This window comes from Kribbella sp. NPDC056345 (genome assembly GCF_042262745.1).
GTDB lineage: Bacteria > Actinomycetota > Actinomycetes > Propionibacteriales > Kribbellaceae > Kribbella.
In genome coordinates this window covers 486,119-511,409 of the sequence record NZ_JBHJQQ010000006.1, presented here as the reverse complement: position 1 = coordinate 511,409, position 25,291 = coordinate 486,119, and the positions used below count along the sequence as shown (strand labels likewise).

The 25,291-nt window shown below is 68.3% G+C and carries 24 protein-coding genes; 14 read left to right on the top strand and 10 right to left on the bottom strand.

Annotated elements, in window-relative coordinates; all coding sequences use genetic code 11:
• Positions 1 to 1,334: 1,334 nt before the first annotated feature.
• Together ACFCV3_RS24205 and ACFCV3_RS24200 are read right to left on the bottom strand one after the other, a co-directional pair.
• Positions 1,335 to 2,774 carry an ArnT family glycosyltransferase gene (locus tag ACFCV3_RS24205; protein WP_376033326.1) on the bottom strand — a complete coding sequence of 480 codons (1,440 nt, stop codon included), beginning with the start codon at positions 2,772 to 2,774 and terminating at the stop codon, positions 1,335 to 1,337.
• Positions 2,775 to 2,811: 37 nt separating this feature from the next.
• Complete coding sequence (locus tag ACFCV3_RS24200) at positions 2,812 to 3,528, bottom strand: SDR family NAD(P)-dependent oxidoreductase (protein WP_376033324.1); 717 nt, start codon at positions 3,526 to 3,528, stop codon at positions 2,812 to 2,814.
• A gap of 90 nt (positions 3,529 to 3,618) precedes the next feature.
• Between ACFCV3_RS24200 and ACFCV3_RS24195 the strand changes: the two genes are divergently transcribed.
• The 4 genes from ACFCV3_RS24195 to ACFCV3_RS24180 all read left to right on the top strand — a co-directional run bounded on the left by ACFCV3_RS24195 (position 3,619) and on the right by ACFCV3_RS24180 (position 8,736).
• A complete protein-coding gene (locus tag ACFCV3_RS24195; RefSeq protein WP_376033322.1) occupies positions 3,619 to 4,704 on the top strand; it encodes a GntR family transcriptional regulator in 1,086 nt (361 codons plus the stop codon).
• Positions 4,705 to 4,751: 47 nt separating this feature from the next.
• Positions 4,752 to 6,326: a sensor histidine kinase gene (locus ACFCV3_RS24190; protein WP_376033321.1), complete on the top strand. Its 1,575-nt coding sequence runs from the start codon at positions 4,752 to 4,754 to the stop codon at positions 6,324 to 6,326.
• Complete coding sequence (locus ACFCV3_RS24185; RefSeq protein WP_376033320.1) at positions 6,323 to 6,976, top strand: response regulator; 654 nt, start codon at positions 6,323 to 6,325, stop codon at positions 6,974 to 6,976. The genes ACFCV3_RS24190 and ACFCV3_RS24185 overlap by 4 nt, the downstream gene beginning before the upstream one ends.
• Positions 6,977 to 7,134: 158 nt before the next feature.
• The gene (locus ACFCV3_RS24180) at positions 7,135 to 8,736 is read left to right on the top strand and encodes a MinD/ParA family protein (RefSeq protein WP_376033318.1); all 1,602 of its coding nucleotides are present in this window, start codon (positions 7,135 to 7,137) and stop codon (positions 8,734 to 8,736) included.
• Here ACFCV3_RS24180 and ACFCV3_RS24175 read toward each other — a convergent pair.
• On the bottom strand, positions 8,720 to 9,379 hold the full coding sequence (locus ACFCV3_RS24175) for a DedA family protein (RefSeq protein ID WP_376033317.1): 660 nt from the start codon (positions 9,377 to 9,379) through the stop codon (positions 8,720 to 8,722). The two genes, ACFCV3_RS24180 and ACFCV3_RS24175, sit on opposite strands and share 17 nt — an antisense overlap.
• A 142-nt stretch (positions 9,380 to 9,521) precedes the next feature.
• Here ACFCV3_RS24175 and thrS point away from each other — a divergent pair, with 142 nt between their 5' ends.
• Together thrS and ACFCV3_RS24165 are read left to right on the top strand one after the other, a co-directional pair.
• Positions 9,522 to 11,543, top strand: coding sequence for a threonine--tRNA ligase (gene thrS / locus ACFCV3_RS24170; RefSeq protein WP_376033315.1), 2,022 nt, complete (start codon positions 9,522 to 9,524; stop codon positions 11,541 to 11,543).
• A gap of 13 nt (positions 11,544 to 11,556) precedes the next feature.
• A complete protein-coding gene (locus ACFCV3_RS24165; protein ID WP_376033313.1) occupies positions 11,557 to 12,132 on the top strand; it encodes an HIT domain-containing protein in 576 nt (191 codons plus the stop codon).
• Here ACFCV3_RS24165 and ACFCV3_RS24160 read toward each other — a convergent pair.
• Complete coding sequence (locus ACFCV3_RS24160) at positions 12,129 to 13,076, bottom strand: hypothetical protein (RefSeq protein ID WP_376033311.1); 948 nt, start codon at positions 13,074 to 13,076, stop codon at positions 12,129 to 12,131. The genes ACFCV3_RS24165 and ACFCV3_RS24160 overlap by 4 nt on opposite strands.
• Positions 13,077 to 13,167: 91 nt before the next feature.
• Between ACFCV3_RS24160 and pgsA the strand changes: the two genes are divergently transcribed.
• Together pgsA and ACFCV3_RS24150 are read left to right on the top strand one after the other, a co-directional pair.
• Complete coding sequence (pgsA, locus tag ACFCV3_RS24155; protein WP_376033310.1) at positions 13,168 to 13,833, top strand: phosphatidylinositol phosphate synthase; 666 nt, start codon at positions 13,168 to 13,170, stop codon at positions 13,831 to 13,833.
• Between the two features lie 3 nt (positions 13,834 to 13,836).
• A complete protein-coding gene (locus ACFCV3_RS24150) occupies positions 13,837 to 14,706 on the top strand; it encodes a phosphatidylinositol mannoside acyltransferase (RefSeq protein WP_376033308.1) in 870 nt (289 codons plus the stop codon).
• On the opposite strand, the gene ACFCV3_RS24145 is transcribed toward ACFCV3_RS24150, so the two are convergent.
• The gene (locus tag ACFCV3_RS24145; protein ID WP_376033307.1) at positions 14,703 to 15,479 is read right to left on the bottom strand and encodes an NAD(P)H-dependent oxidoreductase; all 777 of its coding nucleotides are present in this window, start codon (positions 15,477 to 15,479) and stop codon (positions 14,703 to 14,705) included. The two genes, ACFCV3_RS24150 and ACFCV3_RS24145, sit on opposite strands and share 4 nt — an antisense overlap.
• Before the next feature lie 116 nt (positions 15,480 to 15,595).
• On the opposite strand from ACFCV3_RS24145, the gene ACFCV3_RS24140 reads away from it, so the two are divergent.
• Both ACFCV3_RS24140 and ACFCV3_RS24135 read left to right on the top strand, forming a co-directional pair.
• Complete coding sequence (locus ACFCV3_RS24140) at positions 15,596 to 16,396, top strand: helix-turn-helix transcriptional regulator (RefSeq protein ID WP_376033305.1); 801 nt, start codon at positions 15,596 to 15,598, stop codon at positions 16,394 to 16,396.
• A gap of 10 nt (positions 16,397 to 16,406) precedes the next feature.
• Positions 16,407 to 17,501: a glycosyltransferase family 4 protein gene (locus ACFCV3_RS24135; RefSeq protein WP_376033303.1), complete on the top strand. Its 1,095-nt coding sequence runs from the start codon at positions 16,407 to 16,409 to the stop codon at positions 17,499 to 17,501.
• Here ACFCV3_RS24135 and ACFCV3_RS24130 read toward each other — a convergent pair.
• Genes ACFCV3_RS24130 through ACFCV3_RS24115 form a run of 4 tightly spaced genes read right to left on the bottom strand, consistent with a single transcriptional unit; the run spans position 17,477 to position 19,999 of the window.
• Complete coding sequence (locus ACFCV3_RS24130; protein ID WP_376033302.1) at positions 17,477 to 17,719, bottom strand: anti-sigma factor family protein; 243 nt, start codon at positions 17,717 to 17,719, stop codon at positions 17,477 to 17,479. The genes ACFCV3_RS24135 and ACFCV3_RS24130 overlap by 25 nt on opposite strands.
• Positions 17,712 to 18,347 (bottom strand): RNA polymerase sigma factor, encoded by a 636-nt coding sequence (locus tag ACFCV3_RS24125; RefSeq protein ID WP_376033300.1) that lies wholly within the window; start codon positions 18,345 to 18,347, stop codon positions 17,712 to 17,714. The genes ACFCV3_RS24130 and ACFCV3_RS24125 overlap by 8 nt, the downstream gene beginning before the upstream one ends.
• A gap of 4 nt (positions 18,348 to 18,351) precedes the next feature.
• Positions 18,352 to 19,560 (bottom strand): MFS transporter, encoded by a 1,209-nt coding sequence (locus tag ACFCV3_RS24120; RefSeq protein ID WP_376033298.1) that lies wholly within the window; start codon positions 19,558 to 19,560, stop codon positions 18,352 to 18,354.
• Positions 19,561 to 19,591: 31 nt separating this feature from the next.
• Positions 19,592 to 19,999, bottom strand: coding sequence for an HIT family protein (locus ACFCV3_RS24115; protein ID WP_376033297.1), 408 nt, complete (start codon positions 19,997 to 19,999; stop codon positions 19,592 to 19,594).
• Between the two features lie 51 nt (positions 20,000 to 20,050).
• On the opposite strand from ACFCV3_RS24115, the gene ACFCV3_RS24110 reads away from it, so the two are divergent.
• The 4 genes from ACFCV3_RS24110 to ACFCV3_RS24095 are packed head-to-tail and all read left to right on the top strand — an operon-like array spanning position 20,051 to position 23,056.
• On the top strand, positions 20,051 to 20,485 hold the full coding sequence (locus tag ACFCV3_RS24110) for a hypothetical protein (protein ID WP_376033295.1): 435 nt from the start codon (positions 20,051 to 20,053) through the stop codon (positions 20,483 to 20,485).
• On the top strand, positions 20,482 to 20,928 hold the full coding sequence (locus tag ACFCV3_RS24105) for a hypothetical protein (RefSeq protein ID WP_376033294.1): 447 nt from the start codon (positions 20,482 to 20,484) through the stop codon (positions 20,926 to 20,928). The genes ACFCV3_RS24110 and ACFCV3_RS24105 overlap by 4 nt, the downstream gene beginning before the upstream one ends.
• A complete protein-coding gene (locus tag ACFCV3_RS24100; protein ID WP_376033292.1) occupies positions 20,925 to 21,800 on the top strand; it encodes a tetratricopeptide repeat protein in 876 nt (291 codons plus the stop codon). Before ACFCV3_RS24105 ends, ACFCV3_RS24100 begins: the two co-directional genes overlap by 4 nt.
• Positions 21,797 to 23,056, top strand: coding sequence for a tetratricopeptide repeat protein (locus ACFCV3_RS24095; protein ID WP_376033291.1), 1,260 nt, complete (start codon positions 21,797 to 21,799; stop codon positions 23,054 to 23,056). Before ACFCV3_RS24100 ends, ACFCV3_RS24095 begins: the two co-directional genes overlap by 4 nt.
• Before the next feature lie 144 nt (positions 23,057 to 23,200).
• Here ACFCV3_RS24095 and ACFCV3_RS24090 read toward each other — a convergent pair whose 3' ends face one another.
• Positions 23,201 to 25,276, bottom strand: a complete 2,076-nt coding sequence (locus tag ACFCV3_RS24090) for an elongation factor G-like protein EF-G2 (protein ID WP_376033289.1) — start codon at positions 25,274 to 25,276, stop codon at positions 23,201 to 23,203.
• Positions 25,277 to 25,291 lie beyond the last annotated feature (15 nt).

Sequence of the window (25,291 nt, the reverse complement as noted above, 5' to 3'; positions counted from 1 at the left end):
CCCTGACACGGAAGAGGTCACTGGTTCGATCCCAGTATCGTCCACGAAGTCGATAGGCGAGGTGTGCGGCGCTGTTACCAGCGCTCGCCGCCTCGCCTTCGTCGTTTTGTGCGGCTGCGCTTCGCTTGCCGCGGGCGGGGGCTTCGCCACCCGCACCCCCTGCGCCTCGCTTCGCTTTGGCGGCTTGGGTGGGGGCACGCTCCCCGGTTCCGGGCCGTGGCTGACGTGTCGCTCTGGTCGCCTTCGCTTCGCTCGGCTCAGCTGTTGCGTTCACGGGTCCGGACGAGGTGTCTGGCCGGGGCGTAGGCGTGGTGAGGTCAGCGGCTGGAAGTGGTCTTCGCTTCGCTGCCTGGTGGGGGTGAGGTGCGGGCGGCGTGGGCAGGGGTGAACGGCCAGCGCTGGCTGAGTGGGCGGTGCTGCGGCCTGGGTCGGCAGCGAGTGCGCATTCGCTCGGATCAGCCGTGTGTTCGCGGAGTGCCGGACGAGATGGCTGGCCGGGGCGGTGGCGTGGATGGGGTCGGCGGCCGGGTGTGGTCTTCGCTCGGCTGGTGGGGTGGGGCCGGCGATTGCATGTGGACTAGGCCTTGCTTGGCACGTTGGGTTGGGGCGGATGAGCTGCTAGCCGTTCTCTTTCCCGAGCAGCAACCACAGCCCGGCAACCCCAGGCAACGTGAAGCCGCGGTCGCCGACCTCGCCATCCACGTCAGCCACCGCGGCGACCAGCCACGCTTTCCTTCTAGTCGGCCGGACGCGGCGATCAACCACAGCGCACGTCTCCGGCCGAGTCCTTTCGCGCCTCAGCCCACTCGACCGCCAAAGACGGCCGACAAAACCAGAGGGCGCGCCACCGCAGATGGCTGGGCCGGATGGCGAGGCCCGGCTACCGCGGCTCCACGTCGCCTGGGGCTGACGGGCTGGGGCTGAGGTGCTTGATCCTCGAGTTCTGCGCTATCCGATGGATTTTGGGGACTCGGTGACGAAAATCCACCGGCTAATGCGCGGGACAGCCGGGAGCCGTGCACAGCGTCGTACTAGCTCCACCAGGTCGTCGGGTGCGGACGCGGAGGCCGGTGGTGGCTCGGGGGAGGGTGCGGCTGGCGCCGGCGGGGCGTTGAGTGGCGGGGGATTGCTGCTGGGAAGCGGTTGCCGGCGGCACGGTGGGGACTGTCGGTGGAGATTTGCAGGGAGGGTTCAGTCGCGGAGACGCACGGGGCGGCGGCGGGTCGTGGGATGGAGAGTGGTTTGCAATTGGGCTTGTACAAGAGGTCTTGTCTAAGCGCCGGGCGTGCGTGGAGGTTTGGGGAAGGCGGGAAACGCGGCCGCCTGGGGTGGGGTTAGTAGTAGCGGCGGAGTTGGGGCCAGAGGGTGGACCAGGGGGTGGTGGGGGCGTTGCAGCGGACGAGGGTGGTGCCGTGTTCGTCGTTGGTTACTGGGTTTTGGAGGGTTGTTAGTTGGTGGCAGTTGGGGAAGTGGGATTCGAGGGCGGGGGAGCGTTCGATCTGGAGCAGGAGGACTGGGCCGGTGGCGGTGTCGGCGGGGCGTTCCCAGTCGGCGAAGCTCATGTGGGGGGAGTAGGCGAGGGGGAGGTTGTGGGCGGGGCCGTAGCGGCGGAGGGCACCGGCTTGGCCGTAGTTGCTGGTGAGGATAGTGGTGGTGGCGCGTTCGGACGCGGGGATGGCGTTGGCGACCGTCGTGGTGAGGTTTTGCCAGCCGATCTGTTCGCCTTGCTCCTTGTTGACGGGGATCACGAAGTCGACGGCTGAGACGGGGAGGACGGGGAGGGTGAAGATTGCGGAGGTGGCTGCGGTGAATGTGAGGGCGGCAGCTGCCAGGGCGCGGTGTCTGGTGATCCAGGCATAGGTGGGTTCGGCGCCGGCTGCGACCAGGACGTACAGGAGGGGGAGGGCGTAGTAGGACTTGCCGCCCACGATCAGTACGCCGGCGCACAGGACCGGGTAGGCGAGAGCGACCGCGCGTGGCCACTGCATTTTCCAGAGTCGGCGGAAGCCGGCTACCCACACCGGGAGAAGCAGTGGGGAGAGCTGCAGGATCTGCAGCGGGATGAACATGATGCGGTTCTCGGTGCCGTCGTCCGAGCTGATCCCGCCGGCGACCGTCAGCTGCGGCCAGTCGTGCTGGAACTGCCAGATCACGTTCGGCAGCGCGACCAGCCCCGCGAGGGCGATCCCCCCGAGCAGCCACCACGAACGCAGTACCCGGCGCGGTCCGACAATCAGCAGCGCGACGAGCAGTGCCGCGATCGGCAGTACGACGAGGTACTTGTTCTCGAGCGCGATCCCGGCCGTCAGCCCGAGTGCCAGCCACCAGCGGCGGTCGTCGGTGCGCAGGAGCTTGACCGCGAACAACGCGATGAGCATCCAGGCGAGCAGGTCGTACGTCGCGGTGGAGACCATGTGCCCCACGCCAGGCAGGAAACCCGAGACAGCCGCGCAGACCGCGGCTACCACCTGGCCCGGGCGATTGCTGCCGAATTCGCGGGCCAGCAGTGCGACCACGATCACTGTCGCAGCGCTGGCGAGAGTCGAGATGACCCGGAGACCCATGGGCGTATTGCCGAAGAGCTCAGTGGAGATGCGAGCGATCAGCGGTGTCAGCGGTGGTTGGTCGACGTACCCCCAGGCGAGCTTCTCGCCCGCTACCAGGAAGTACAGCTCGTCGCGGTGATATCCGTACCGACCCGACAGCGCAGTCAGTACGGCGGCCAGCGCCCCGGCGACGACAAACACGGGACGCGCAGCAAAAGCCGGAATCATGCTCGAATGCTGACAGCACAACGAGGTCAAGAACAGCTCAATTGAGCCAGCGCGGTGGCTCACCCCGATCCAACAGTACGACGCGCCCCGCCGCACTGTCGTCGCGAACGAACTGAATGACCGCATCCGTCACCGCCGAGAGTGGAACCTGCTCCGCACCACGCTCAGCGGCGGGCAGCATCGCGCGTTCGCGGACACCGCGCTCGGTGGCAACCCAATCCGGTACGACGCAATTGACGCGGACGCGATGTGTCGTGGCCAGCGGAGCGAGCGTTGCCGTGAAGCGGATCAGCCCCGCCTTCGCGACGCTGTACTCGGGAGAAGAATGTCCCTCGAATCCCAGTCCGGCGGTCGATCCGACGTTGACGATCGCGCCGCCGCCCGCCTGCTGCATGCCGTCGAGCGCGAGTTGGGTGGCGAGCATGGGTGCCCGGAGGTTCAGGTCGAGGGAGGCCGACCATCGCTCGACGGACGCCTTGGGGAAGCAGGGTGCGAGGACCGCTCCGCCGCCGGCGTTGTTGACGAGGATCTGCGGTTGGCATGACATCAGCTCCGCGACCGCCGCATCGGACCGCAGATCGACCTCGGCGAAGCGGGCCGCCGGGCCGATCGACGTACAGGTTTCCTGGCCGCCGGCTGCGTCGATGTCGGCGACCACCACCTCGGCGCCCTCGGCGGCCAGGCGTTGGGCGATGGCTCGGCCGATGCCGACGGCTGCTCCGGTGACGACTGCGAGTTTGCCGTGGATGTCCATGATTCGCAGGCTGCCACAGCGGACCGACAGTCCCCGGGGATGATTTGATATGCCAACCAGACCGGCGAGCAGGCTGAGGAGGACGGGCGGGTGCTGCTGTACGAGGAGATCTGTGCGCGGTTGCTCGACCAGATCCGGCGTGGGGTGCTGGGGCCGGGTGACCGGGTGGCTTCGGAGATGGAGCTGGCGGTCGAGTTCGACGTCAGCCGGATCACGTCGAAGCGGGCGCTCGAGGTGCTGCGGGAGGCCGGCCTGGTCGAGCGGGTCCGAGGCAAGGGCACGTTCGTGGTGCAGGAGTTGCCGGATCTGTCCGGGGTCACGATGCCGCTGCGCGGTCGGGTGGCGGCTCCGCGACGGGAGGCGCGGACGATCGCGCTCGTCGTACCGGATGTGTCGGACTCCTACGGTCTCGAGCTGATGTGTGCGATCGAGGAACGCTGTGCGGAGCACGAGACGCACTTGATCGTACGGCGGACGCACGGGCGGCAGGCGGATGAGGAGAAGGCCGTCGACTCGCTGGTTGCGACCGGTGAGGTGGACGGGCTGATCGTGTTCCCGGTGCACGGCGACTTCTACAACGCGAGTCTGTTGCGGCAGGTGCTGGACGGGTATCCGATCGTGCTGGTCGACCGGCATCTGTCCGGGATTCCGGTGTCCGCGGTTCATACCGACAACGTCGCGGCGGCCCGGGCGCTGACCACCCGACTGCTCGACCAAGGGCATCAGCACATCGCGTTCGTGTCGCCGCCGCCGGTCAACACCTCGTCGATCGAGGATCGGCTCGAGGGTTTCCGCTCGGCCTTCCAGGAGCGCGGTCAGGCCTACGAGCTGACGGATCTGCGCAGCACGCTGCCCGGATCGATGGAGAGTGTGGAGGGGGATATCGACGCGATTCGTCAGTTCCGCGACCGGTTCCCGGAGGTGACGGCGTACGTCGCGTGTGAGTACAACCTGGCCCGGATGACGGATCGCGCGCTCGGCCGCGAGCGGGTCGTCGCTTGTTTCGACTCGCCGGGGGACTCGATCGGCGGACCGCCGTACCTGCATGTCCGGCAGAACCAAGACGAGATGGGCCGTACGGCGGTGGACCTGCTGGTCGCACGGTTGCGAGGTGAGACGGTGCCGAACCTGACGTACGTACCGTTCGAGATCGTTGACGCCGCGGACGATCATTGACTTTCGGCAGTACTGCGGGGGCCCGGCGGCTGTGTAGCGTCGGCGCCATGAACTGGCGGCGCTGGGGCGATGTCGGCCTGTGGGCGGTGCTGAGCTTTCCCGTTCTCGCGGAGAGTGGTGCCCGGCAGGATCCGTGGTGGATGCAGCTCGCGTGCATTGGCCTTCTCGGTGCGGCGGTGCTGTTGCGGCGCAGCCGACCGTTGCTTTCACTCGCCCTGATTGCTTGGGCAGAGAGCGTGATCCTGGCGTTCTCACTCGGGACGACCGGCGGCGTTCCGATCGCGCTGGTGTTCGCGATCATCGTGCTGAGCTATCTGGCGGGACGCCGGGAAACGCAGCTCAAGCACTTCGTGATGCTCTGTAGCTGGACGCTGCTCGGCCTGTTGGTGCTCTCGATGATCGTGCGTCCGGAGGTGGCGAAGACCGAGGCCGTGCTGACGTGGCTGGTGATGCTGCTGCTCGCGTTGCTGCTGGTCGTGCTCCCGTGGCTGATCGGCCGGTACCGCGCTCAGCAGTTGCTGCTGACGTCCGCGGGCTGGGAACGGGCCGAGCGGATCGAGCGTGAGCATCGGATGGCTGTAGCTCAAGAACGCCTCAGAGAGCGCTCTCGCATCGCTCAGGACATGCACGACTCGGTGGGCCACGAGCTGAGCCTGATCGCCTTGAGAGCGGCGGCTCTCGAGATCGACGTGAATCTTAGCGGTGAGCAACGCGAGGCCGCGGCCTCTCTCCGGGAAGCGGCCGCGTCGGCGACCGAGCGCCTGGGCGAGATCATCGGCGTACTGCGTGACTCCGAAGCGACAACCGTTCCGCGCGACGAGACGGTGGCGGCGCTGGTGGAGCGGGCGGCCGCCTCGGGTCTCGAGGTCGTGCTCACCGAGGAAGGCTCGGCCGAGCTTGCGCCGATGGTCGACCGGGCCGTGCATCGGGTGGTGCAGGAGTCGCTCACGAACGCGAGCAAGCACGCGCCCGGCGGGGCGGTCTCCGTCACTGTCCAGTACGCCGACGAGGTCACCGTGACCGTGGTCGACACGGGAGCGGCACGCCCGGTGCCGAAGCAGACGGCGTCGAGTGGTCGAGGGCTGGACGGCCTCCGCGAGCGTGTGCGGTTGGTCGGCGGCAGTCTGCAAGCAGGACCACAGGCAGCCGGCGGGTTCGAGGTGCGAGCGGTCATGCCGCGCGCAGGCGGTCGTCCCGAGCCCGAGCCGGCAGGCGATGCCGGTGCAGCGACGGAGCGAGACCAGGTACGGCGGACCGCGCGGCGCGGACTGGTCACGGCTGTCGTGGCACCGCTGGTCCTCGGATCGGTGATCGGGGTGGTTGCTCTGGGCTACTACTTGGTGACTGGGTACAGCTCGATCCTGCGACCCGCCGCGTACGACGAACTCACGCTCGGGCAGGCCGAGAACGACGTACGGCGAGCACTTCCGGCGATGGAGATGATCGATCCACCGTCGGAGCGAATCACGCTGCCGAACGGTTGGGCCTGCCAGTACTACCGGCCGGCTGAGCCGTTCTCGACCAACTACGTGTACCGGCTGTGCTTTGCCGGTGGCGTGCTGGTGGACAAGGCGATCCTGCAGAGCGGATCGGTCCAGCCAACTCCGGAGAGTCCACGATGATCAAGGTTCTGCTGGCCGATGACGAGCTGATGGTTCGTGCCGGGGTGCGCGCGATTCTCAGCACCGACGACGCGATCGAGGTCGTTGCCGAGGCATCCGATGGGCTGGAGGCGGTGGAGCTGGTACGGCGGCATCGGCCGGATGTCGCCGTACTGGATATCCGGATGCCGCGGATGGACGGGCTGGAGGCGGCTGCGGAGATCCGCCGCCAAGTCCCCGAGACGGCGGTCGTGATGCTGACGACGTTCTCCGAGGACGCGTATATCGCGCGAGCGCTGGGTGACGGGGCGAGTGGGTTTCTGCTGAAGTCCGGTGATCCGCGGGAGCTGATTGCCGGGTTGAAGGCTGTCGCGGAAGGCGCGGCCTATCTGTCGCCGCGGGTCGCACAGCGAGTGATCGCCGAGCTGAGTGGTGGTTCGATGGCGCGCGCGGTCGCGGCCAAGGAACAGGTGGACGTGCTGAGTCCGCGAGAGCGTGAGGTGCTCGGTCTGGTCGGCGCGGGGATGTCGAATGCCGAGATCGCGCAGCGGCTCTTCCTGGTCGAGGGAACCGTGAAGGCATACGTGAGTGCGATCCTGCTGCGGCTCGCGGTGAAGAACCGGGTCCAGGCGGCGATCGTCGCCTACGAAGCGGGTTTGGTGACCACCTGAGCGCTGCAGGTGGCAGGAACCTGCGACGCTCCGGGTCGTGACATGGCGTGGACACCGGGTCATGGGATAGTGGGACACCCGGGGACCTCACCTCCGGATCGACACACCAGCTGTGGGGCGTCCACCGCCCCTTCTCACAGAAATCGGGGACCCAGGTCGTGACCGACTCGCACAACTCCGGACAGCACAAAGACCGGGAAGCGGCGGCGGCCGAGGTCCGGAGAATGTGGCAACCGACGCCCTCCTGGACCCAGCCGGACCCGAACGCCGAGCCTGCCGCCGACCCGGCAGACGCGGTGGAGCAGACTCCGGATGCACTGTCCGAGGAGTTCCCGGGCGACTCGTGGTCCCGTCCCGCGGCTCAGGCGAAGCCTTGGGAGCAGCAGCAGACGCCGCCCTCGAGCCAGCCCCAGCCCTCTGCCCAGCCGCAGCCGCCGAGTCAGTCGGCGCCGTCCTGGACCCAGCCGGCCGCGGAGCCGACGGCCTCCTGGACGCAGCCCGCCGCTGAGAAGCCCGACTTCGAGGATGAGGTCGTGGAGACCGAAGACGTGACGCCCGCTCCGATCGAGAGCCCCGAGGAGCCGACCGCCCCGGCGCACGATTCAGGTCCGGCAGGTCTGCCGGAGACTCCGGTCTTCGGTGGTCAGTCGTTCAACGTCTCGGGACCGGCCTTCGGTCAGGGCGGCAACCAAGGACACCAAGCCCCGCAGCAGCACGGTGGGCACGCAGCCCCCGCACCGCAGCAAGGCGCGCAGCCGCTGTCGCCGGCCGCGCAGCACTTCTTCCCGCAGGGGATCCCGGGGCAGAACGTTCCGCAGCAGCGGGATGTCTCCTACCGGACCGACGAGCTGATGCAGGCGCTGCCGCTGCCGCGGGAGGCTCCGGCCGAGCGTGGTGTGCGGAGCGTGCTGCGGTTGCGTCCGGGTACCACCGAGCGCACGGAGCGGATCGCTCGCGCGACTGCGGCGACCGCGTTCCGGCGTCCGGTCACGATCGTCGTGGCGAACCCGAAGGGTGGCTCGGGCAAGACGCCGACCACGTTGCTGCTGGCCGGTGCGCTCGGTCAGGCGCGTGGTGGCGGGGTCGTGGCCTGGGACAACAACGAGCTGCGCGGCAACATGCACCTGCGCACCCACGACACCAACGCGCGGTCCACGGTGACCGACATGCTGCAGGCGATGGCCATGCTGACCCAGCCGGATGCACGGCTCGGTGACGTCGCGGCGTACCTGCGGCACCAGGTCGCCGGGCAGTACGACGTACTGACGTCCGCGACCACGACGTATGCGCAGATCGAGGCGAAGGACTTCGATCAGATCCACCGCCTGCTGAGCCGGTTCTACAAGGTGCTGGTGATCGACACCGGCAACAACGAAGGCTCCAGCAACTGGCGCGAGGCGATGAAGGCGGCCGACGCCCTCGTCATCCCGATCAAGTGGAAGAGCCTGTCGTGTGCGGCCGCCGTACAGATGCTGGAGGAGCTGGACAACCAGGGGCCCGAGGCGCAGCGGCTGATCCGGCGCGCGATCATCGCGGTCTCGAACGGTCCCGGTGACATCAACCGCGAGGTGGAGAAGCAGCTTCGCCCGTACTTCGAGTCCCGGGCGGCCGCGGTCGTCGACATCCCGACCGACCAGCACATCGCGGCCGAAGGCCCGCTCGACCACTCGGCCCTGCAGCCGGCCACCCGTCGGGCCGGCCTCGAGCTCGCTGCCAAGGTGTCCGAGCAGATCACGATCGCGCTCAACGTTCCGAGGTGACCATGAGCTCGTCCTCGACCTGAGGCTCGACCTCAGGTTGAGGGCGGCGCTTGGCGCGGTAGTGGCGGACGACCTCGACGATCACGGTGACGCCGAGGGCGAGGCCGATGCCGAGGGCGACGCCCTTGAGGGGGTTGTCCTCGAAGGCCTTGCCGCCGATGTAGCCGACGAGGCTGCAGTAGAGACCCCAGCTGATGGCGGCCACGGCGGCGTACGGCGTGAAGCGGCGCAGGGGGTAGCGGACGCTGCCCATGGTGAGGGTGACGGCGGTGCGGCCGCCGGGGATGTAGCGGGCGACGATCAGGACCAGGCCGCCGCGGTCGGCGAGCGCGCGGCGGGCCCACATCACCGCGGTATGGCGTTTGGTGCCGGGCTTGACCCGGTCGAGCATGCGCCCGCCCGCGCCCCGGCCTAACAAGTAGGACAGGTGGTCGCCGACGAACGCGCCCAGCGCGGCGACCACGATCACGACGTACAGGTTCGGGTGGCCGATCGAGGCGGCGAAGACGCCTGCGGTGATGACCAGGGTTTCACTGGGGACTGCCGGGAAGAATCCGTCGAGGGCCGCGAACCCCCAGACCGCCACGTAGATCCACCAGGAGGACATGAGTTCTTCAGCGAAGTGGAGCAATGCGTCGGCCATACAGCAAACCTAGGAATTGGCGACCCTGAGCCACATCGGACGACAGACCTGACTTACCCCCTACTTTCGTCAGGGGTGTCCGTACGCCGATACCATCTGTGCGGGACCGGCGATGGGCCGGTCGTAGTCGGAGGAGTGCAACGTGTCGGAAGTCAAGGTCCACCTGGTCGGCGTCGAGGGCGAGGCTGAGCGGAGTGTGACCGAGACGACGACGATCGGGGAGCTGTTCGCCGGGATCTTCGGCCAGGACCGCTCCGCCATCGCCGCTCGCGTCAACGGTGAGCTGCGCGACCTGTCCACGGTCGTGAGCGACGGCGACGAGATCGAGCCGGTCAAGGCCGGGTCGGACGACGGCCGCGCGATCATCCGGCACTCGACCGCGCACGTGCTGGCGCAGGCGGTGCAGGAGCTGTTCCCGGAGGCCAAGCTCGGGATCGGCCCGCCGGTGGAGAACGGCTTCTACTACGACTTCGACGTACCGACGCCGTTCACGCCGGACGATCTGGGCAAGCTCGAGAAGAAGATGCAGCAGATCATCAAGGAGCGGCAGCGGTTCAGCCGCCGGGTGGTCGGTGACGACGACGCGCGCGAGGAACTCAAGGCCGAGCCGTACAAGCTCGAGCTGATCGGCATCAAGGGCTCCGCAGCCGACGCCGCCGAAGGCGCGAGTGTTGAGGTGGGTAGCGGCGAGCTGACCATCTACGACAACATTCGCCGCGATGACTCGGTCGCCTGGAAGGACCTGTGCCGTGGGCCGCACGTGCCGGCCACCGGGTACCTGGGCAACTTCAAGCTGATGCGGACGGCAGCGGCGTACTGGCGGGGTAGTGAGAAGAACCCGCAGCTGCAGCGCATCTACGGCACCGCCTGGGAGAGCAGGGACGAGCTCAAGGCGTACCTGACCCGGTTGGAGGAGGCCGCCAAGCGCGACCACCGCAAGCTGGGCAACGAGCTGGACCTGTTCAGCTTCCCCGACGAGATCGGCTCCGGTCTCGCGGTGTTCCACCCCAAGGGTGGCGTGCTGCGCAAGGTGATGGAGGACTACTCCCGCCAGCGGCACGTCGAGGACGGCTACGAGTTCGTCTACTCGCCGCACATCACCAAGGGCCAGCTGTTCGAGACCTCGGGCCACCTGGACTGGTACGCCGACGGCATGTACCCACCCATGCACCTGGACGAGGAGCGTGGCGCGGACGGTCAGATCCGCAAGCAGGGTCAGGACTACTACCTGAAGCCGATGAACTGCCCGATGCACAACCTGATCTTCAGCGCCCGCGGCCGCTCGTACCGCGAGCTGCCGCTGCGGCTGTTCGAGTTCGGCACGGTGTACCGCCTGGAGAAGTCCGGCGTCATCCACGGCATGACCCGGGCTCGCGGCTTCACCCAGGACGACGCGCACATCTACTGCACCCGTGAGCAGATGCGCGACGAGCTGAAGGCCCTGCTCACCTTCGTGCTCGGTCTGCTCGCCGACTACGGCCTGGACGACTTCTACCTGGAGCTCTCCACGAAGAACCCGGAGAAGTTCGTCGGCAGCGACGAGGTCTGGGAAGAGGCGACCAACACGCTGCGCGAGGTCGCCGAGGGCTCCGGCCTGGAGCTGGTCCCGGACCCGGGCGGCGCCGCGTTCTACGGCCCGAAGATCTCGGTGCAGGCCCGGGACGCGATCGGCCGGACCTGGCAGATGTCGACGATCCAGCTGGACTTCAACCTGCCGGAGCGCTTCGAGCTGGAGTACACCGCGCCGGATGGCTCGCGGCAGCGGCCGGTGATGATCCACCGCGCGCTGTTCGGCTCGATCGAGCGGTTCGTCGCGGTCCTGGTCGAGCACTACGCCGGCGTCTTCCCGCCGTGGCTGGCCCCGGTCCAGGTGATCGGCATCCCGATCACCGACGGCCACGTCGACTACCTGTACGACGTCGCCCAGCAGCTGAAGTCGCAGGGGATCCGGATCGAGGTCGACGCCTCCGACGACCGGATGCAGAAGAAGATCCGCAACGCCCAGAAGTCGAAGGTCCCGTTCATGCTGATCGCGGGCGACGACGACATGGCCGCCGGTTCAGTGTCGTTCCGCTACCGCGACGGCACGCAGAAGAACGGCGTACCGGTCGCGGACGCGATCGCCGAGATCGTCGAGGCCGTCGCCCGGCGCGTTCAGGTATGACGGGCGTTCAGGTATGACGGACACCCCGGAGTCGCCGTACCAGCCGGAGGAGCTGGTGCGGCAGGACGGGGTTGGGGTGGGCGATCCGTTCCTGCGGTTGTGGACGCCGCACCGGATGGCCTATATCGAGGGTGAGAACAAGCCCACGAGCAAGGACGCCGGTTCGGGGTGCCCGTTCTGCCGGTTGCCGGGGTTGCCGGATACCGACGCGTTGATCGTGCATCGGGCCGAGGCGGCGTACGCCGTACTGAATCTGTATCCGTACAACCCGGGGCATCTCATGCTGGTGCCGTACCGGCATGTCGCGGACTACACCGAGCTGACGGCTGCTGAGGTGTCGGACATTGCGGCGCTGACGCAGCAGGCGATGCTGGCGGTTCGTGCGGTGTCGGATGCGCATGGGTTCAACATCGGGATGAATCAGGGCGAGATCGCGGGTGCTGGGATCGCGGGGCATCTGCACCAGCATGTCGTACCGCGCTGGTCGGGCGACGGGAACTTCATGCCGGTGATCGGTCACACGAAGGTGTTGCCGCAGTTGCTCGGGGACACCCGGGCGCTGCTGGCGAAGTCCTGGCCCACGGATTAACGCAGGAACAGCGGCATCATCGGGTCGACGATCGTGGTCAACGCGTCGAGGCTGACCTCGCGTGGCGGGGTGGTGAGCGCCGTGACCCGGACGACGCGGCGGCCGAGGCGGAAGACGAGTTCACCTTCGTCGGGCAGGTAGTAGCCGGGGCGGCCGATCGGTGCGTTCCGTGGTGGTGGCATGCGCTGTGACTCGGGGATGCTCGGCTGGTCGAACGCCTCCACGATCGACACGGTGGCGTCGTACGTGCCCCAGATACAGGTCAGCGCGCCATGCACCCGATAGTCGCGCCGCAATTGCGCCGCCGCCCCGATGAACTTTTCGGCCGGCGAATTCGACAGCTGACACGTTGGATCGGTCTGCCGTGCAGCGCGAAGGACTTTCGGTACGGCGTCCTTCGCGGCCAGCGCGATCGTGACGGCCTTGGCGCGGTCGAGGCCGTCCGCGCGGCCCTGATCGATACCGCCGGCCGGGGTGATGCGGACCGCGCGATCGGCGGTGATGAAGACGATCCGGGACTCCGTGATCTGCGCCTCCGGGCCGAGCTCGGACAGCGGGGAGATGTGCCCGGCGCCGTTGAGCAGGCGGCCGAGCGCGTCGGGCTGGCGGGGGAGTGCGCTCACTCCGACCGTGACTGGGCGACCCTCGACCAGCAGGGTGCACAGGTCGAGGGCGGGCAGGCCGCCGTCGTTCCACGCACTGTCGTGAGCGGTGACGGGCACGGTCAGACGCTCGGTCAGTTCACCGGCGATCGCCGTACAGACCTGTGGGCCGGGCGCACCGGACCGGCCGTCGAGTCCTTGGGCCTGTGGGGGAGCGATCACGGTCGGTACGCCGGCCTGTGGTGCGGGCGGGACGGACGGCCTGGCGCGGTCGGCGTTCCGGGCGACCGAGCAGCCGGACATGATCAGCGCGACGAGTACGACGAACGGGGCGATCCGCATGTCTCACCTCCCGGGTACTGAGTCCAGGATCACGTGCTGAAGGGTGGCTGTCACCCGATGGTGACGTGGCTCGACTACGATCACGCACGCCATGCTTAACAGATTCCGGCATTTCTGGACCTTGGTGATCACGCCGATCGCCAACCTCCTGCTCAAACTCGGCGTGAGCGCCGACATGGTCACGCTGGTGGGCACCGTTGGGGTGTCTGCCGGAGCGCTGATCTTCTTCCCCCGCGGCCAGCTCTGGCTCGGCGCGGTGGTGATCACCTGTTTCGTCTTCTCCGACCTGATCGACGGCCACATGGCCCGGACCTCGGGGACGTCGTCGAAGTGGGGCTCCTACCTGGACTCCACGCTGGACCGGATCGCCGACGGCGCGATCTTCGGCGCTCTGGTGCTCTTCTACGCCAACTCGCGTGCGGGCGACTCGACGCTGATGGCCTCCGTCACGCTGTGGGCGCTGGTGATGGGCGCGGTCACGTCGTACGCGCGGGCCAAGGCGGAGAGCCTCGGGTACAAGGCGAGCGGTGGTCTGGCCGAGCGTGCCGACCGGTTGGTGTTCGTGCTGGTGACGGCGTTCTTCTCGGATGTCCTCAACTTGCCGATCCTGCTCGAGATCGTGATCTGGTACATCGCGGCCGCGAGCACGATCACCGTGGTCCAGCGGTCGTTGTCGGTACGCAAGCAGGTGCTGGCCGACCCGGCCAACGCAGGCCTCGACACCCCGCCGCCGCCCTCGGAAGACCCGAAGAGCTGATCCGTGGAGGCTCTCCGCCAGCGGGCTGTCGACCTAGCCTTCGCGCTCGCCTGGACCGTCGTACGGCGTCTGCCGGAACGAACCGTGACGTGGTTGTTCCGGCGGGCGGCGGACCGCACCTATCGCAGCAACGGTCGCGGGGTGCAGCGGCTGCGGAGCAACCTCGCCGTCGTCCGGCCGGACGCGACCCCGGCTGAGCTGGATGCGATGACCCAGGCCGGGATGCGTTCCTACCTGCGCTACTGGCAGGAGGCGTTCCGGTTGCCGGACTGGACCGATGAGCAGATCGTCGGCCGGGTCCGCACGGTGAACGAGAAGCTCCTCCGCGACGCGCATGCCGCAGGGAAGGGCGTCATCTGCGGGCTGCCGCACCTGGCGAACTACGACCACGCGGGCGCCTGGGCCGGGCGCACGGGGATGCCGGTGTGGACGGTCGCGGAACGCCTGAAGCCTGAATCGCTCTTCGACCGGTTCATTGCCTACCGCAAGAAGCTCGGCATGGAGGTGCTCCCGCTCACCGGTAGTGACGAGGATGTCACTGCGGTTCTCGCAGAGCAGTTGCGGGCCGGGCAGTTCGTCTGCCTGGTCGCCGACCGCGACCTGTCCGAACGCGGCGTACCGGTCACGTTCTTCGGACGCCCATCCCGGATGCCCGTCGGACCGGCGGCCTTGAGCTTGAAGACCGGCGCACCGCTGATCCCGGCCACGCTGCACTTCGACGGTCCGGATCTGGTGATCACCTTCCACGACCCGGTCGGCCCCGAGGGCGGGGCCGCGGCGATGACTCAGCGCTGCGCCGACGCCTACGCCCGCGGGATCGCCGCGCACCCCGAGGACTGGCACATGTTGCAGCGGATCTTCCTCGACGACTAGCGCATGTGCAGCCCGAAGCCGGTGCGGCCGGCGGGCTCCAGACCGTCCTTCAGCTGCAGTGACGGGATCTCGTAGTCGCCGAAGTTCTGCCGCCGGAACGCGATCGGTTCGGTCGATTCCAAGGTGAGCAGACGGTCCGTCCATGCCTTTGCGACATCGGGGTACTCCGCGTCGGTCATCCGGTCCGTGCCGTAGAGCACGAATGGCGGCAGCACCTCGAGACCGGGGTAGTACAGAATTCCGTGCTGGATCGGGAACAACAGATCGTCGATCGGTCCGTTGATCCCACGCTCGGAATAGTGCGATTCCGGGCCGCCGGCGGTGACCGACAGCATCGCCCTGCGGCCGGCCAGGGTGCCTTCCCCGAAGCGTTCGCCGTACTGGATGTCGTTGTGCGCGCCGACGCCGTACCCGAAGTTGTAGCTGAACACGCGGTCCACCCAGCCCTTGAGGATCGCGGGCATCGTGTACCACCACAGCGGGAACTGGAAGATGATCGTGTCCGCCCACAGCAGCTTCTGCTGCTCTGCGCGGACATCCGGGGTCAGGGTGCCGGCGTCGAAGGCCCGGCCGGAGGCGCGCGGGATCCGCAGCGGGCTGGCGGCGTCGGGCCCAAAGTCCGCGGCATCCACCGCGGCCTTCCAGTTCATCGCGTACAGGTCACTCACCTGTACCTCGTGTCCTGCGCTCTGCAGGGTGGAGACGGCGAGGTCCTTCAGCGAACCGGTGAGCGACTTCGGCTCGGGGTGGGCGTAGATGATCAGTGTCTTCATGGCTCGATTCTGGGCAGCGCGGCGGCCGGTGTTCAGGGGCGCGACTTCCGTCGGACCGGACTTCCTGGTGTTGGCAGGACCACCCTCGGACGCCGCGTCGAGGCGATACTGGGGCCATGGACGATCTCGCGGGGTTCCTGCGGACCCGGCGCTCCCGGGTCGTTCCGGCCAGCGTCGGCATCCCCACCGACAGCCGTCGCCGGGTCGAAGGGCTGCGCCGCGAAGAGGTCGCCCACCTGTCCGGCGTGAGCGTCGACTACTACGTCCGCCTGGAGCAGGGGCGCGCTACGCAGCCCTCTGAGCAGGTCCTGGACGCGCTGGCCGGCGTGCTCGGCCTGGACGAGACCGAACGCGGGCATCTCGACCGGCTCGCGCGGCAGCGCCGCCGCCGCGCGAAGGCACCGGCGAGCAAGCTCCGGCCGGAGCTGCAGCGGGTCCTCGACCTGATCACCGCTGCGCCCGCGCTGATCATGGACCACCGCCTGGAGGCGCTCGCGGGGAACCACCTGGCCGAGCTGCTCTTCACCCGGGCGATGCCGGGCCTGAACATTGCCCGGCACATCTTTCTCGAGGAAGACGACCGCGGTCTGTACGCCGACTGGGACGACTGCACCGTGGACGTGGTCGGGCATCTGCGGTTGTCGGCCGGTCAGTATCCGGACGACCGCCGGCTGGCTGAGCTGATCGGTGAGCTGGCGATGCACAGCGACCGCTTCCGACGCCTGTGGGCCCGCGCGGAGGTGCGTGCCCGCACCCACGGACGCAAGGCGTACCGGCACCCTCTGGTCGGGCTGCTGGAGCTGCACCAGGAGAACTTCGCTCTGCCCGATGGCTCGGGTATGGAACTGGTCACGCTGTCCGCGGCGCCGGGCAGCGCGGCCGCGGACGGGCTGCGGCTGCTTACCGGCCTCGGGTGACAATTGGTCCGTGAGGATCGGCGTGGTGTGTCCGTACTCGCTGGGCATGCCCGGCGGTGTGCAGAACCACGTCCGCGACCTGGCCGAGGCGCTGCTGGACTTCGGCCACGAGGTCTCCGTGCTCGCCCCGGTCGACGACAACGAGGTCCCGCCGTACGTCGTTTCGTCCGGACGAGCCGTCGGTGTCCCGTACAACGGGTCGGTGGCCCGGGTCACCTTCGGACCGCGGACCGCGGCACGGGTGAAGAGCTGGCTGGCCGAAGGTGACTTCGACGTCGTCCACGTGCACGAGCCGACCACACCGAGTGCCTCGATCATCGCGCTGTGGTCGGCTGACGGTCCGTTCGTCTCGACCTTCCACACCTGGCAGGTCCGGTCGCGGGCGATGAGCGCCGCATCGAGCCTGCTGCGCCCGGCGCTGGAGAAGATCGACGCCCGGATCGCGGTCTCGGAGAACGCGCGCTCGATGATGGTCCAGCACGTCGGCGGCGAAGCGGTCGTGATCCCGAACGGCCTCTACACGTCTCGCTTCAAGGGCAGCCCGCGCAACGAGTGGCAGGGCGACGGCACGATCAGCTTCCTCGGCCGGCTCGACGAGCCACGCAAGGGTCTCGGTGTGCTGCTGAAGGCCGTTCCCGCGCTCGTCACCGCACGCCCCGGCCTGAAGGTGCTGGTGGCCGGCGCCGGCCAGGCCGACGAGGCCTGGCGGTCACTGCCGTTCTGGTGCCGCGACAACGTGCTCTTCCTCGGCATGGTCGACGACGAGGCCCGCGCCGACATGCTGGCCGGCTCGGACGTGTACGTCGCTCCCCACCTGGGCGGCGAGAGCTTCGGCATCGTCCTCCTCGAAGCGATGGCCGCCGGCGCACCAGTCCTGGCCAGCGACCTCCCCGCCTTCCGCCAGGTCCTCGAGCACGGCCGCCTCGGCGACCTCGTCGAACCCGGCAACGTCCAGCTCCTGACCAACCGCATCCTGCACCTACTGCGCTCACCCGAGGACCGCGAACGACTCCGCTCCGCCGGACTGACCGCCGTACAGGCCTATGACTGGTCGGTGCTGCTGCCGGAACTCCTAGCCGTCTACGAGTTGGTCGCTCGCCGCTGAAAGGCGGCCAGCAGGGCGCTGCGGGTGTCGTCCGGCAGGCCGTCGGCCGGGAGGTTGCTCAGCGCCTGCTGGGTCTGGCGGATCTGGTCGAGGTAGCCCTCGCAGCCGTCGCACCGGGAGATGTGAGCGATGAAGGCCTGCTCGGCGTCCGGTGACAGCGTGCCTTCGAGATAGGCCGTGACCTGCTCGACGAACGTCCGGCACTCGAGTTTATTCACGACCGTCATCCTCTCTGGAGTAGAGCCCTTCGAGCTTCCCGCGCAGGAACGCGCGGGCCCGATGCAGCAGCACCCGCTGGTTCGCTGCGGTGATTCCGAGCAGTTCGCACACCTCGTCGTACGGGCAGCCCTCGATATCGCGCAGTACGACGACCAGTCGTTGCCGCTCGGGGAGTTCGGCCAGCGCGTCGTTCAGGCAGGCGCGTACCTCGGCGGTCAGCACGCCTTGTTCAGGCGAGGGCCACGACGGCGGGAAGTCCCACCAGTGGCCGGAATCCGGATCGCCGGGTGGGCGGAAGCGGCTCGGATCGACGGTCGGTCCGGTGTCGTCGACGCTGCTCATCGGGACGACCTTGTGCTCCCGGGTGCCGCGCCGGCGGGCGGTGTTGGTCAGGATCCGGTAGACCCAGGTCCGCAACGCCGAGCGGCCCTCGAAACGGTCGATGCCCTCGATGACCGCCAGCCAGGTCTCCTGAACCACCTCGGCCGCCGACTCGTCGGTCGAAACGAACGACCGTGCCACCCTCAGCATCCCGCCCGACCAGCGATCCAGCACGAGCGCGAACGCGTCCTCGTCACCGGCGCGCAACTGCTCGGCCAGTACGTCGTCCGCCGGCAGCGCAGCCATCGCGTCATCGTAGTGCGGTGCGGTGCGCATTCCGTTGCACCCAGATCAGCGCGAGCCCGGCCAGCGCGACGGCGCCGGTGATCATCCAGCCCGAGGTGTAGACGCCGAGCCGCTTGGTGAGCACGCCGAACGCGAGCGCGAACGGCATGAAGACGACCCATGACAGTGCACTGATCCCGGACGCGACCCCGGTGCGGATCGACGACGGTACGGCGTCGTGCAGCAGGTGGCTCAGGTGGATGCCGATCACCACCAGCAGGAAGGTGAGCGCGACCATCGCGGCGGTCAGTACGGCGAGATGGTGGCTCGTCGTCATCGTGAGACAGGCAGCGAGCATCGTCGCGACCACGAGCACGGTCGAGGTCAGTCGATCCAGCCGGAGCCGGTGCGCCAGCAGTCCACCGAGCCCGATTGTGCCGACCAGGAGCGCCCAGAACGGGCCGTAGTACACCGCGGAGGTCTTCAGAGCGACCAGCCACAGCGGCCCGAATTCGAACATCGCCTGCAGGATCATCGCCGCCATCAGCGTCGCGGCGGCGATCGGAACGAGCCGCCCGCGGTCGGTGATCGCGTGGTAGGTGACGGCGAGATGGGTGCGCAGCGTGGTGCGCTCCTCGGTCCGATGCAGGGTCGGCTCACGGAAGCGGGTGAGCACGATCAGGTACAGCGCCGCGAACGGCAAGGTCAGCAGGTACGTCGCCCGCGTGGTCAGCGCCGATGCGATCCAGCCGCCCACAAGCGCACTGCTCACGAGCGCGATGCTCTCGATCAGCCGGACCCGCCCGATCTGCCGCTCGTACTGCGCGCTGTCGCCGGTCTCCTCGAGCACCACGTCGTACACGAGAGCCTCGACCGTCCCGGAGTACATCGCGAAGTAGACGCCGAGGATCAGAGCGGCCGCGATGTAGGTGATGACGTGGTGACTCAGCGCACCGACGAGCACGCTGACCAGCAGCGCGACTCCCGCCACCATCAACACCCCACGCCGCGACCACCGGTCCGCCAGCACCCCGGACACCACCTCGGCGATCGGCACCAGAGCGGCGTACGCGGCTGCCATCACTCCGACCGTGGCTGCGTCGAAGCCGATCTCGGCCATGAACAACTTCTCCACCGGCACCCAGAACCCGACGGCCTGCACAAACGCCGCCACCCACAACGGCACCAACCGCCGTTGAAGACCTGCCCCGGCACGTACCGCAGTGAGCGTCATACCCCCTCAGTGTCATGAGGGGGTGCAGGCGTTACACCAGCTTCGCGCCGACAGCCTTGATCTCGTCCATGTCGCCGGCGTGCGGCTGCCAGGGCAGAACCATCGGGTCGTTGGGGTAGCGGGGGATGACGTGCAGGTGAGTGTGGAACACGGCCTGCCAGGCGTCGGGACCGATGCAGCTCAGCAGGTTGGCACCGGTCGCCCCGTCGAGCCGCTCGATGACACGGCCGATCAGCGACTGCGCGAGGAGGGTGACGGCCGTGAGGTCCTCGGCGGCTGTCTCGCGCAGATCGGTCGAGTGGACGCGGGGGACGACCAGAAGGTGGCCGGGTGTCGCGGGGTTGATGTCCATGAAGGCGATCGCCCGGTCGTTCTCGGCGACCTGGGTCGAGGGGATGCTTCCGGCCACGATCCCGCAGAAGAGGCAGTTCTCGCTCATCCGGACAGGCTATACACTGCGCTCGCCGAAGCTGTCACCCCGAGGAGCCCCATGCCGGACGAGGTACTGCGCCCGAGCGAGGGGGCAGCGGTCGCACCGTGGTCGCTGACCCGGGTGATCTACATCGCCGTGCTGGGTGGCGTGCTGCCGATCACCTGGCTGGCGTTCGTGAACAGCGGGCGGCTGGCGGTCGCCGACGCCAAGCGCGGGCTGATCGTGGTGGTCGGGCTGGCCGGCGTGGTGGTGGAGTTCTTTGCAGTGGGCCTGCTGATGCCGTACGGCGGGGACTGGTGGAAGGCGCTGCTGCCGATGCGGATCGTTGCGGCGCTCTGCTACGCGGTGCAGTTCCGGATCCAGCGGCAGAGCGATCGGGTGTTCCAGCTGAGCGGTCGCTCGTACCGCGAGGGGTTCGGGAGCGGTAACTTGGCGATGGTGGCGATCGGTGTGTTCACAGAGTTGTGCATTGCGGTGGTGGCGAGTTCATGAGCGATGAACTGCTCCGGCCCACGATCGCGGATCGGGTGGATCCGACCGTGCGCCCGTGGCGGCTGAACTCGCAGGCTTATGTGGCGTTCTTCGGTGGCGTGATCGCTGCGACGATCATCGCTTCACTGAATGCGCGCCGGCTCGGGCTCGATCGCGGTAAGCGCTGGCTGATCGTCGCGGCCGGCGTTGTCGGGCTGGCGGCTGTGATCGCTCTCTATGCCCTGCTGAACGACGACGGTGAGCGGACGCAGAGTCTGCGGATCGTGGTTCGGGTGATCGCGGTGCTGTGCATCCTGGTGCAGATGCGGTGGCAGCGGCCGATGGATCGGGCGTTCCAGTTACGCGGCACCGACTATCACTCGATGTGGGTGCTGGGGCCGATCCTGGTCGTCGTGTGTGCAATCGTCGAGGCCCTCCTTCTTGCTCTGGTGGTGATGCTGTGAACGAGCCGACCGAGGCCCGCCTGCAGATGGCTGGTCATTGGCTGCAGATCGGTCATCCCGAGCGGACCCTGGACGAGCTCCAGGGACTGTGGGGCGACGCAGCGGTGGACTTCCGCGCCTACCTGTTCCGTGGCGCCGCGCTGCACCAGCTCGATCGGAACGCGGAAGCGATCGACGTACTGAAGGACGGGCTGGCATTGCACGGGCCGTTCCTGCCGCTGCTGCAGGTGCTCGGGTCGGCGTTGCGGTCCGAGGGGCGGCTGCCGGAGGCCGAGGCGGCGTACCTGCAAGGTCTGAGCCTGGACCCGAACGATCCGGATCTGCTGATCGGCTATGCCCGCGTTTGTCTGACAGCCGGTCAGGCCGAGAAGGCGAGCGCGCTGGTCGAGCGGGCCGCGTCGCATGCGCCCGAGAGCGCGGTCGTGTCGGCCGCTCGGGCCGAGGTTGCGTTTGCGCTTGGCAACGACCGTGCCATGCGCAAGCACAGCACCGAAGCACTGTCGCACGATCCGGAGGACCCGCACGCGCGTGCTCTGCACGGTACGGCGTCGATGCTGACCGGTGACTCGCGTTCGGGGTACAACTCGCTCGCCTCGGCCGCCGCTTCCCAGCCGGGCGACCGGGACCTCAGCCAGGCCGCTCGCGAAGCCAAGCTGATGAACCACCCGCTGATGGCGCCGCTGCGCCCGTTCCAGCGCTTCAACCCGCTGGTCGTGTGGATCGGCGCGGTCGCGATCATCTACGGCCTCCGCCTGGCCGGCCTCAGGCCACTGTCGTTCGTCCTCGCGATGGGCTGGCTGGCCTTCTGCATCTACTCCTGGGTCGCGCCACCCCTGCTCCGCCGCTGGCTCAACCGAGGATGGGGCTCATGAACGAGCGCATAGACGCCCTCCGCAAAGCCGTCGACGCGAACCCGGACGACGTACTCCTGAGGCTTGTTCTCGCCGAGTCGCTGGCGGGTGCCGAGCACACCGAAGAGGCACTCGACCAGTACGTCGTACTGCTGGACAAGGACGGTTTGCCTGAGGACCAGCTCGTGCCGGTGGGGGAGCTGGCCGCGGCCAACGGCCGGCTCGCACTGCTGCGCAGTCTGCTGGAGACGGCCCGCCAGAAGGGTGTCGTCGAGGGCACCGGCTGGCTGCAGCAACTCGTCGACGAGATGATCTCCGAGCGCAGCGGCGTGAAGATCAAGGTCGGTCCGGAGACAGAGGAGACGCCGTTCGCGGCCGACACCTTGAAGGAGTCCACCACCTTCGACCAGGTCGGCGGGATGGAGGAGATCAAGCGGGTCATTCACCGCATGGTCATCCTGCCGCTCAGCCGCCCCGAGCTGTACGAGAAGTACGGCCGCAAGTCCGGCGGTGGCGTGCTGCTCTACGGCCCGCCCGGTTGCGGCAAGACGCTGCTGGCGCGCGCGACCGCGGGGGAGTGCGGGCTGCCGTTCATCAACGTCCGCATCGAAGACGTGATGGACCCCTACCTCGGTGTCTCCGAGCGCAACCTGCACGCCGCCTTCGAGCGCGCCCGCGCCAACGCACCGTGCGTGCTCTTCCTCGACGAGCTCGACGCACTGGCCTTCGCGCGGCACAAGCACGGTGGCTCCGAGGCTCGCCGGCTGGTCGACGTACTGCTCCAGGAACTCGACGCAATCGGCTCCGAGAACGACGGCCTTTTGGTGCTCGCGGCAACCAACGCACCGTGGGATGTGGACGAGGCGATGCTGCGCCCCGGCCGCTTCGACCGGGTCATCTTCGTGCCACCGCCGGATGAGCCGGCCCGCGCCGACATCCTGTCCGTGCTGGTGAAGGACGTCCCGGCCGACGGCCTCGACCTGAAGACGATCGCCGGTCAGACCCCGATGTTCAGCGGCGCCGACCTGCGCGCCCTGATCGAACGCGGCGTCGACCGAGTCATCGACGAGGCGCTGGCCGGAGGTGGCGAACCACCGCTGGCCATGCGCCACCTCGCCGATGTCCTCAACACGGTGAAGCCGTCCACGCTGGACTGGCTGCACCGCGTCCGCTCCTACATCGAGTTCGCGAACCAGAGCGAACGGTACGACGACGTCGCGTCGTACCTGAAGTCCCGCGACGTCCGCCGCCGCCTCAACCGCGACACCAAGAGCTAACCCCAAGGCCAACCAGTCAAGCCCGGCCCCAGGCGTTCCGAATTCCCTTCCGGGCGGTGGTTGCTGAGCGTGGCGGCGGGCCGGTACGCGCAATTGTGATGGCGTGCAGGTCCGCGTCCCACCTGAAGGCGGCGGGCCTTGGGGTTAGTTCTTTACTTTGGCGGCAACCGAGTCCGGCATCGGTTCGTACCGGGCGAACTGGCGGCTGAACGTGGCCGCGCCGTGGGAGAGCGAGCGCAGGTCGATGGTGTAGCGGGCGATCTCGACCTGCGGCACCTCGGCCTTCACCAGCGTGCGGTCGTCACCGACCTTGTCCGTCCCCAGCAACCGCCCACGCCGCCCCGACAGGTCGCTCATCACCGGACCCACCAGCTCGTCCGGAACCAGCACCGAGACCAGGTCGACCGGTTCGAGCAAGCTCACCTTGGTGGCCGCCGCGGCTTCGCGCAACGCGAGCCCACCGGCCATCTGGAACGCCATGTCCGACGAGTCCACGCTGTGCGCCTTCCCGTCGAGCAACGTGACCCGGATATTGACCATCGGGAACCCGGCCGCGCAGCCCTTCTCCATCTGCGCCCGCACGCCCTTTTCGACGCTCGGGATGAACTGCCGCGGTACGGCGCCACCGACCACCTTGTCGACGAACTCGAACTCGGCACCACCGGGAAGCGGCTCCACCTCGATATCGCAGACGGCGTACTGACCGTGGCCACCGGACTGCTTCACATGCCGCCCGTGCCCCTTGGCCTTGCCCCCGAACGTCTCCCGCAGCGGCACCCGCAACTCCACGGTGTCCACAGTCACGCCGTACCGGTTCGACAGCGCATCCAGTACGACGTCTGCGTGCGCCTCGCCCATGCACCACAGCACGATCTGGTGGGTCTCGGGGTTCTGCTCGATCCGCAGCGTCGGATCCTCGGCAGCCAGTCGCTGCAGACCGGCACCGAGTTTGTCCTCGTCGGTCTTCGCGTGCGCCTGGATCGCGATCGGCAGCAGCGGCTCGGGCATCGTCCACGGCTTGAGCAGCAGCGGATCGGCCTTGTCCGACAACGTGTCGCCGGTCTCGGCCCGCGTCAGCCGCCCGATCGCGCACAGGTCGCCCGCGATCACCGTGCCGGCTGGGCGCTGCTGTTTGCCCTGCGGGAACGACAGTGTGCCGATCCGCTCGTCCTCGTCGTGGTCCTGATGCGTACTGCCGTCACCGAAGAAGGACGTGAAATGGCCCGACACGTGAACTGTCGTGTCGGGCCTGATGGTGCCGGAGAACACCCGCACCAGGCTCACCCTGCCGACGTACGGGTCCGAGGTCGTCTTCACCACCTCGGCGAGCAGCGGACCGCTCGGATCGCAGACCAGCCCCTTGCGTGGGACGCCGTGCGGGTTGAACACCTCGGGCAGCGGATGCTCGGGCGGCGACGGGAACCCGCTGGTCGCGACCTCGAGCAACTCGTGCAAGCCGGCCCCGGAGCCGCTGCAGACCGGGATGACCGGGAAGAAGGTGCCACGCGCGACCGCGCGCTCGAGGTCCTCGATCAGCACCTTCTTGTCGATCTCCTCGCCACCGAGGTAGCGCTCCATCAGCGACTCGTCCTCGGACTCCTCGATGATCCCCTCGATCAGCGTGCCGCGAAGATCCTCGTACGACGGGTCTGGGGTCGACAGCAGCCCGACCAGACCGTCGTCGGTCGGCAGGTAGAGCGGCAGCACCTTGTCGCCGAAGGTGCCCTGGGCCGCGGCCAGCGCGTTGGCGAAGTTCGCCCGGGCGTGGTCGAGTTTGGTGATCACGACGGCCCGTGGCATCCCGACCTGGTCGCACTCCTGCCAGACCGCTCTGGTCGGCTCGTCGACCCCTTCGTTGGCCGCGATCACGAACAGCGCGCAGTCGGCCGCCCGCAGCCCGGCCCGCAGCTCGCCGACGAAATCGGCGTACCCGGGGGTGTCGATCAGGTTCACCTTGATGCCGTTGTACGGCAGTGAGGCGAGGGCGAGCCCGACCGACCGCTGCTGCCGGGCCTCGGCGTCGTCGAAATCGCAGACCGTCGTTCCGTCCAGGACGGTGCCGGGTCTGGTCAGGACGCCGGAGGCCACCAGCAGGGCCTCGACGAGCGTGGTCTTGCCGGAACCGGACGGTCCGACGAGCACCACGTTACGAAGGGCGGCCGGGCTGTCCACGCTGGGCGCGGCGCCAGCACCAAGGGCGGTCTGCGTCTTATCTGCCATGACGTTTCCTCCTGG

Bases quoted from the DNA above. Each gene is read 5' to 3' on its own strand.
- ACFCV3_RS24190 (WP_376033321.1), top strand. From the start codon at position 4,752: ATGAACTGGCGGCGCTGGGGCGATGTCGGCCTGTGGGCGGTGCTGAGC.
- ACFCV3_RS24125 (WP_376033300.1), bottom strand. From the start codon at position 18,347: ATGGCTGCGCTGCCGGCGGACGACGTACTGGCCGAGCAGTTGCGCGCC.
- ACFCV3_RS24105 (WP_376033294.1), top strand. From the start codon at position 20,482: ATGAGCGATGAACTGCTCCGGCCCACGATCGCGGATCGGGTGGATCCG.
- ACFCV3_RS24185 (WP_376033320.1), top strand. From the start codon at position 6,323: ATGATCAAGGTTCTGCTGGCCGATGACGAGCTGATGGTTCGTGCCGGG.
- ACFCV3_RS24145 (WP_376033307.1), bottom strand. From the start codon at position 15,479: ATGAAGACACTGATCATCTACGCCCACCCCGAGCCGAAGTCGCTCACC.
- ACFCV3_RS24160 (WP_376033311.1), bottom strand. From the start codon at position 13,076: ATGCGGATCGCCCCGTTCGTCGTACTCGTCGCGCTGATCATGTCCGGC.
- ACFCV3_RS24090 (WP_376033289.1), bottom strand. From the start codon at position 25,276: ATGGCAGATAAGACGCAGACCGCCCTTGGTGCTGGCGCCGCGCCCAGC.
- ACFCV3_RS24115 (WP_376033297.1), bottom strand. From the start codon at position 19,999: ATGAGCGAGAACTGCCTCTTCTGCGGGATCGTGGCCGGAAGCATCCCC.
- ACFCV3_RS24110 (WP_376033295.1), top strand. From the start codon at position 20,051: ATGCCGGACGAGGTACTGCGCCCGAGCGAGGGGGCAGCGGTCGCACCG.
- ACFCV3_RS24205 (WP_376033326.1), bottom strand. From the start codon at position 2,774: ATGATTCCGGCTTTTGCTGCGCGTCCCGTGTTTGTCGTCGCCGGGGCG.
- ACFCV3_RS24175 (WP_376033317.1), bottom strand. From the start codon at position 9,379: ATGGCCGACGCATTGCTCCACTTCGCTGAAGAACTCATGTCCTCCTGG.
- ACFCV3_RS24120 (WP_376033298.1), bottom strand. From the start codon at position 19,560: ATGACGCTCACTGCGGTACGTGCCGGGGCAGGTCTTCAACGGCGGTTG.
- ACFCV3_RS24200 (WP_376033324.1), bottom strand. From the start codon at position 3,528: ATGGACATCCACGGCAAACTCGCAGTCGTCACCGGAGCAGCCGTCGGC.
- ACFCV3_RS24140 (WP_376033305.1), top strand. From the start codon at position 15,596: ATGGACGATCTCGCGGGGTTCCTGCGGACCCGGCGCTCCCGGGTCGTT.
- ACFCV3_RS24095 (WP_376033291.1), top strand. From the start codon at position 21,797: ATGAACGAGCGCATAGACGCCCTCCGCAAAGCCGTCGACGCGAACCCG.
- ACFCV3_RS24165 (WP_376033313.1), top strand. From the start codon at position 11,557: ATGACGGACACCCCGGAGTCGCCGTACCAGCCGGAGGAGCTGGTGCGG.
- pgsA (WP_376033310.1), top strand. From the start codon at position 13,168: ATGCTTAACAGATTCCGGCATTTCTGGACCTTGGTGATCACGCCGATC.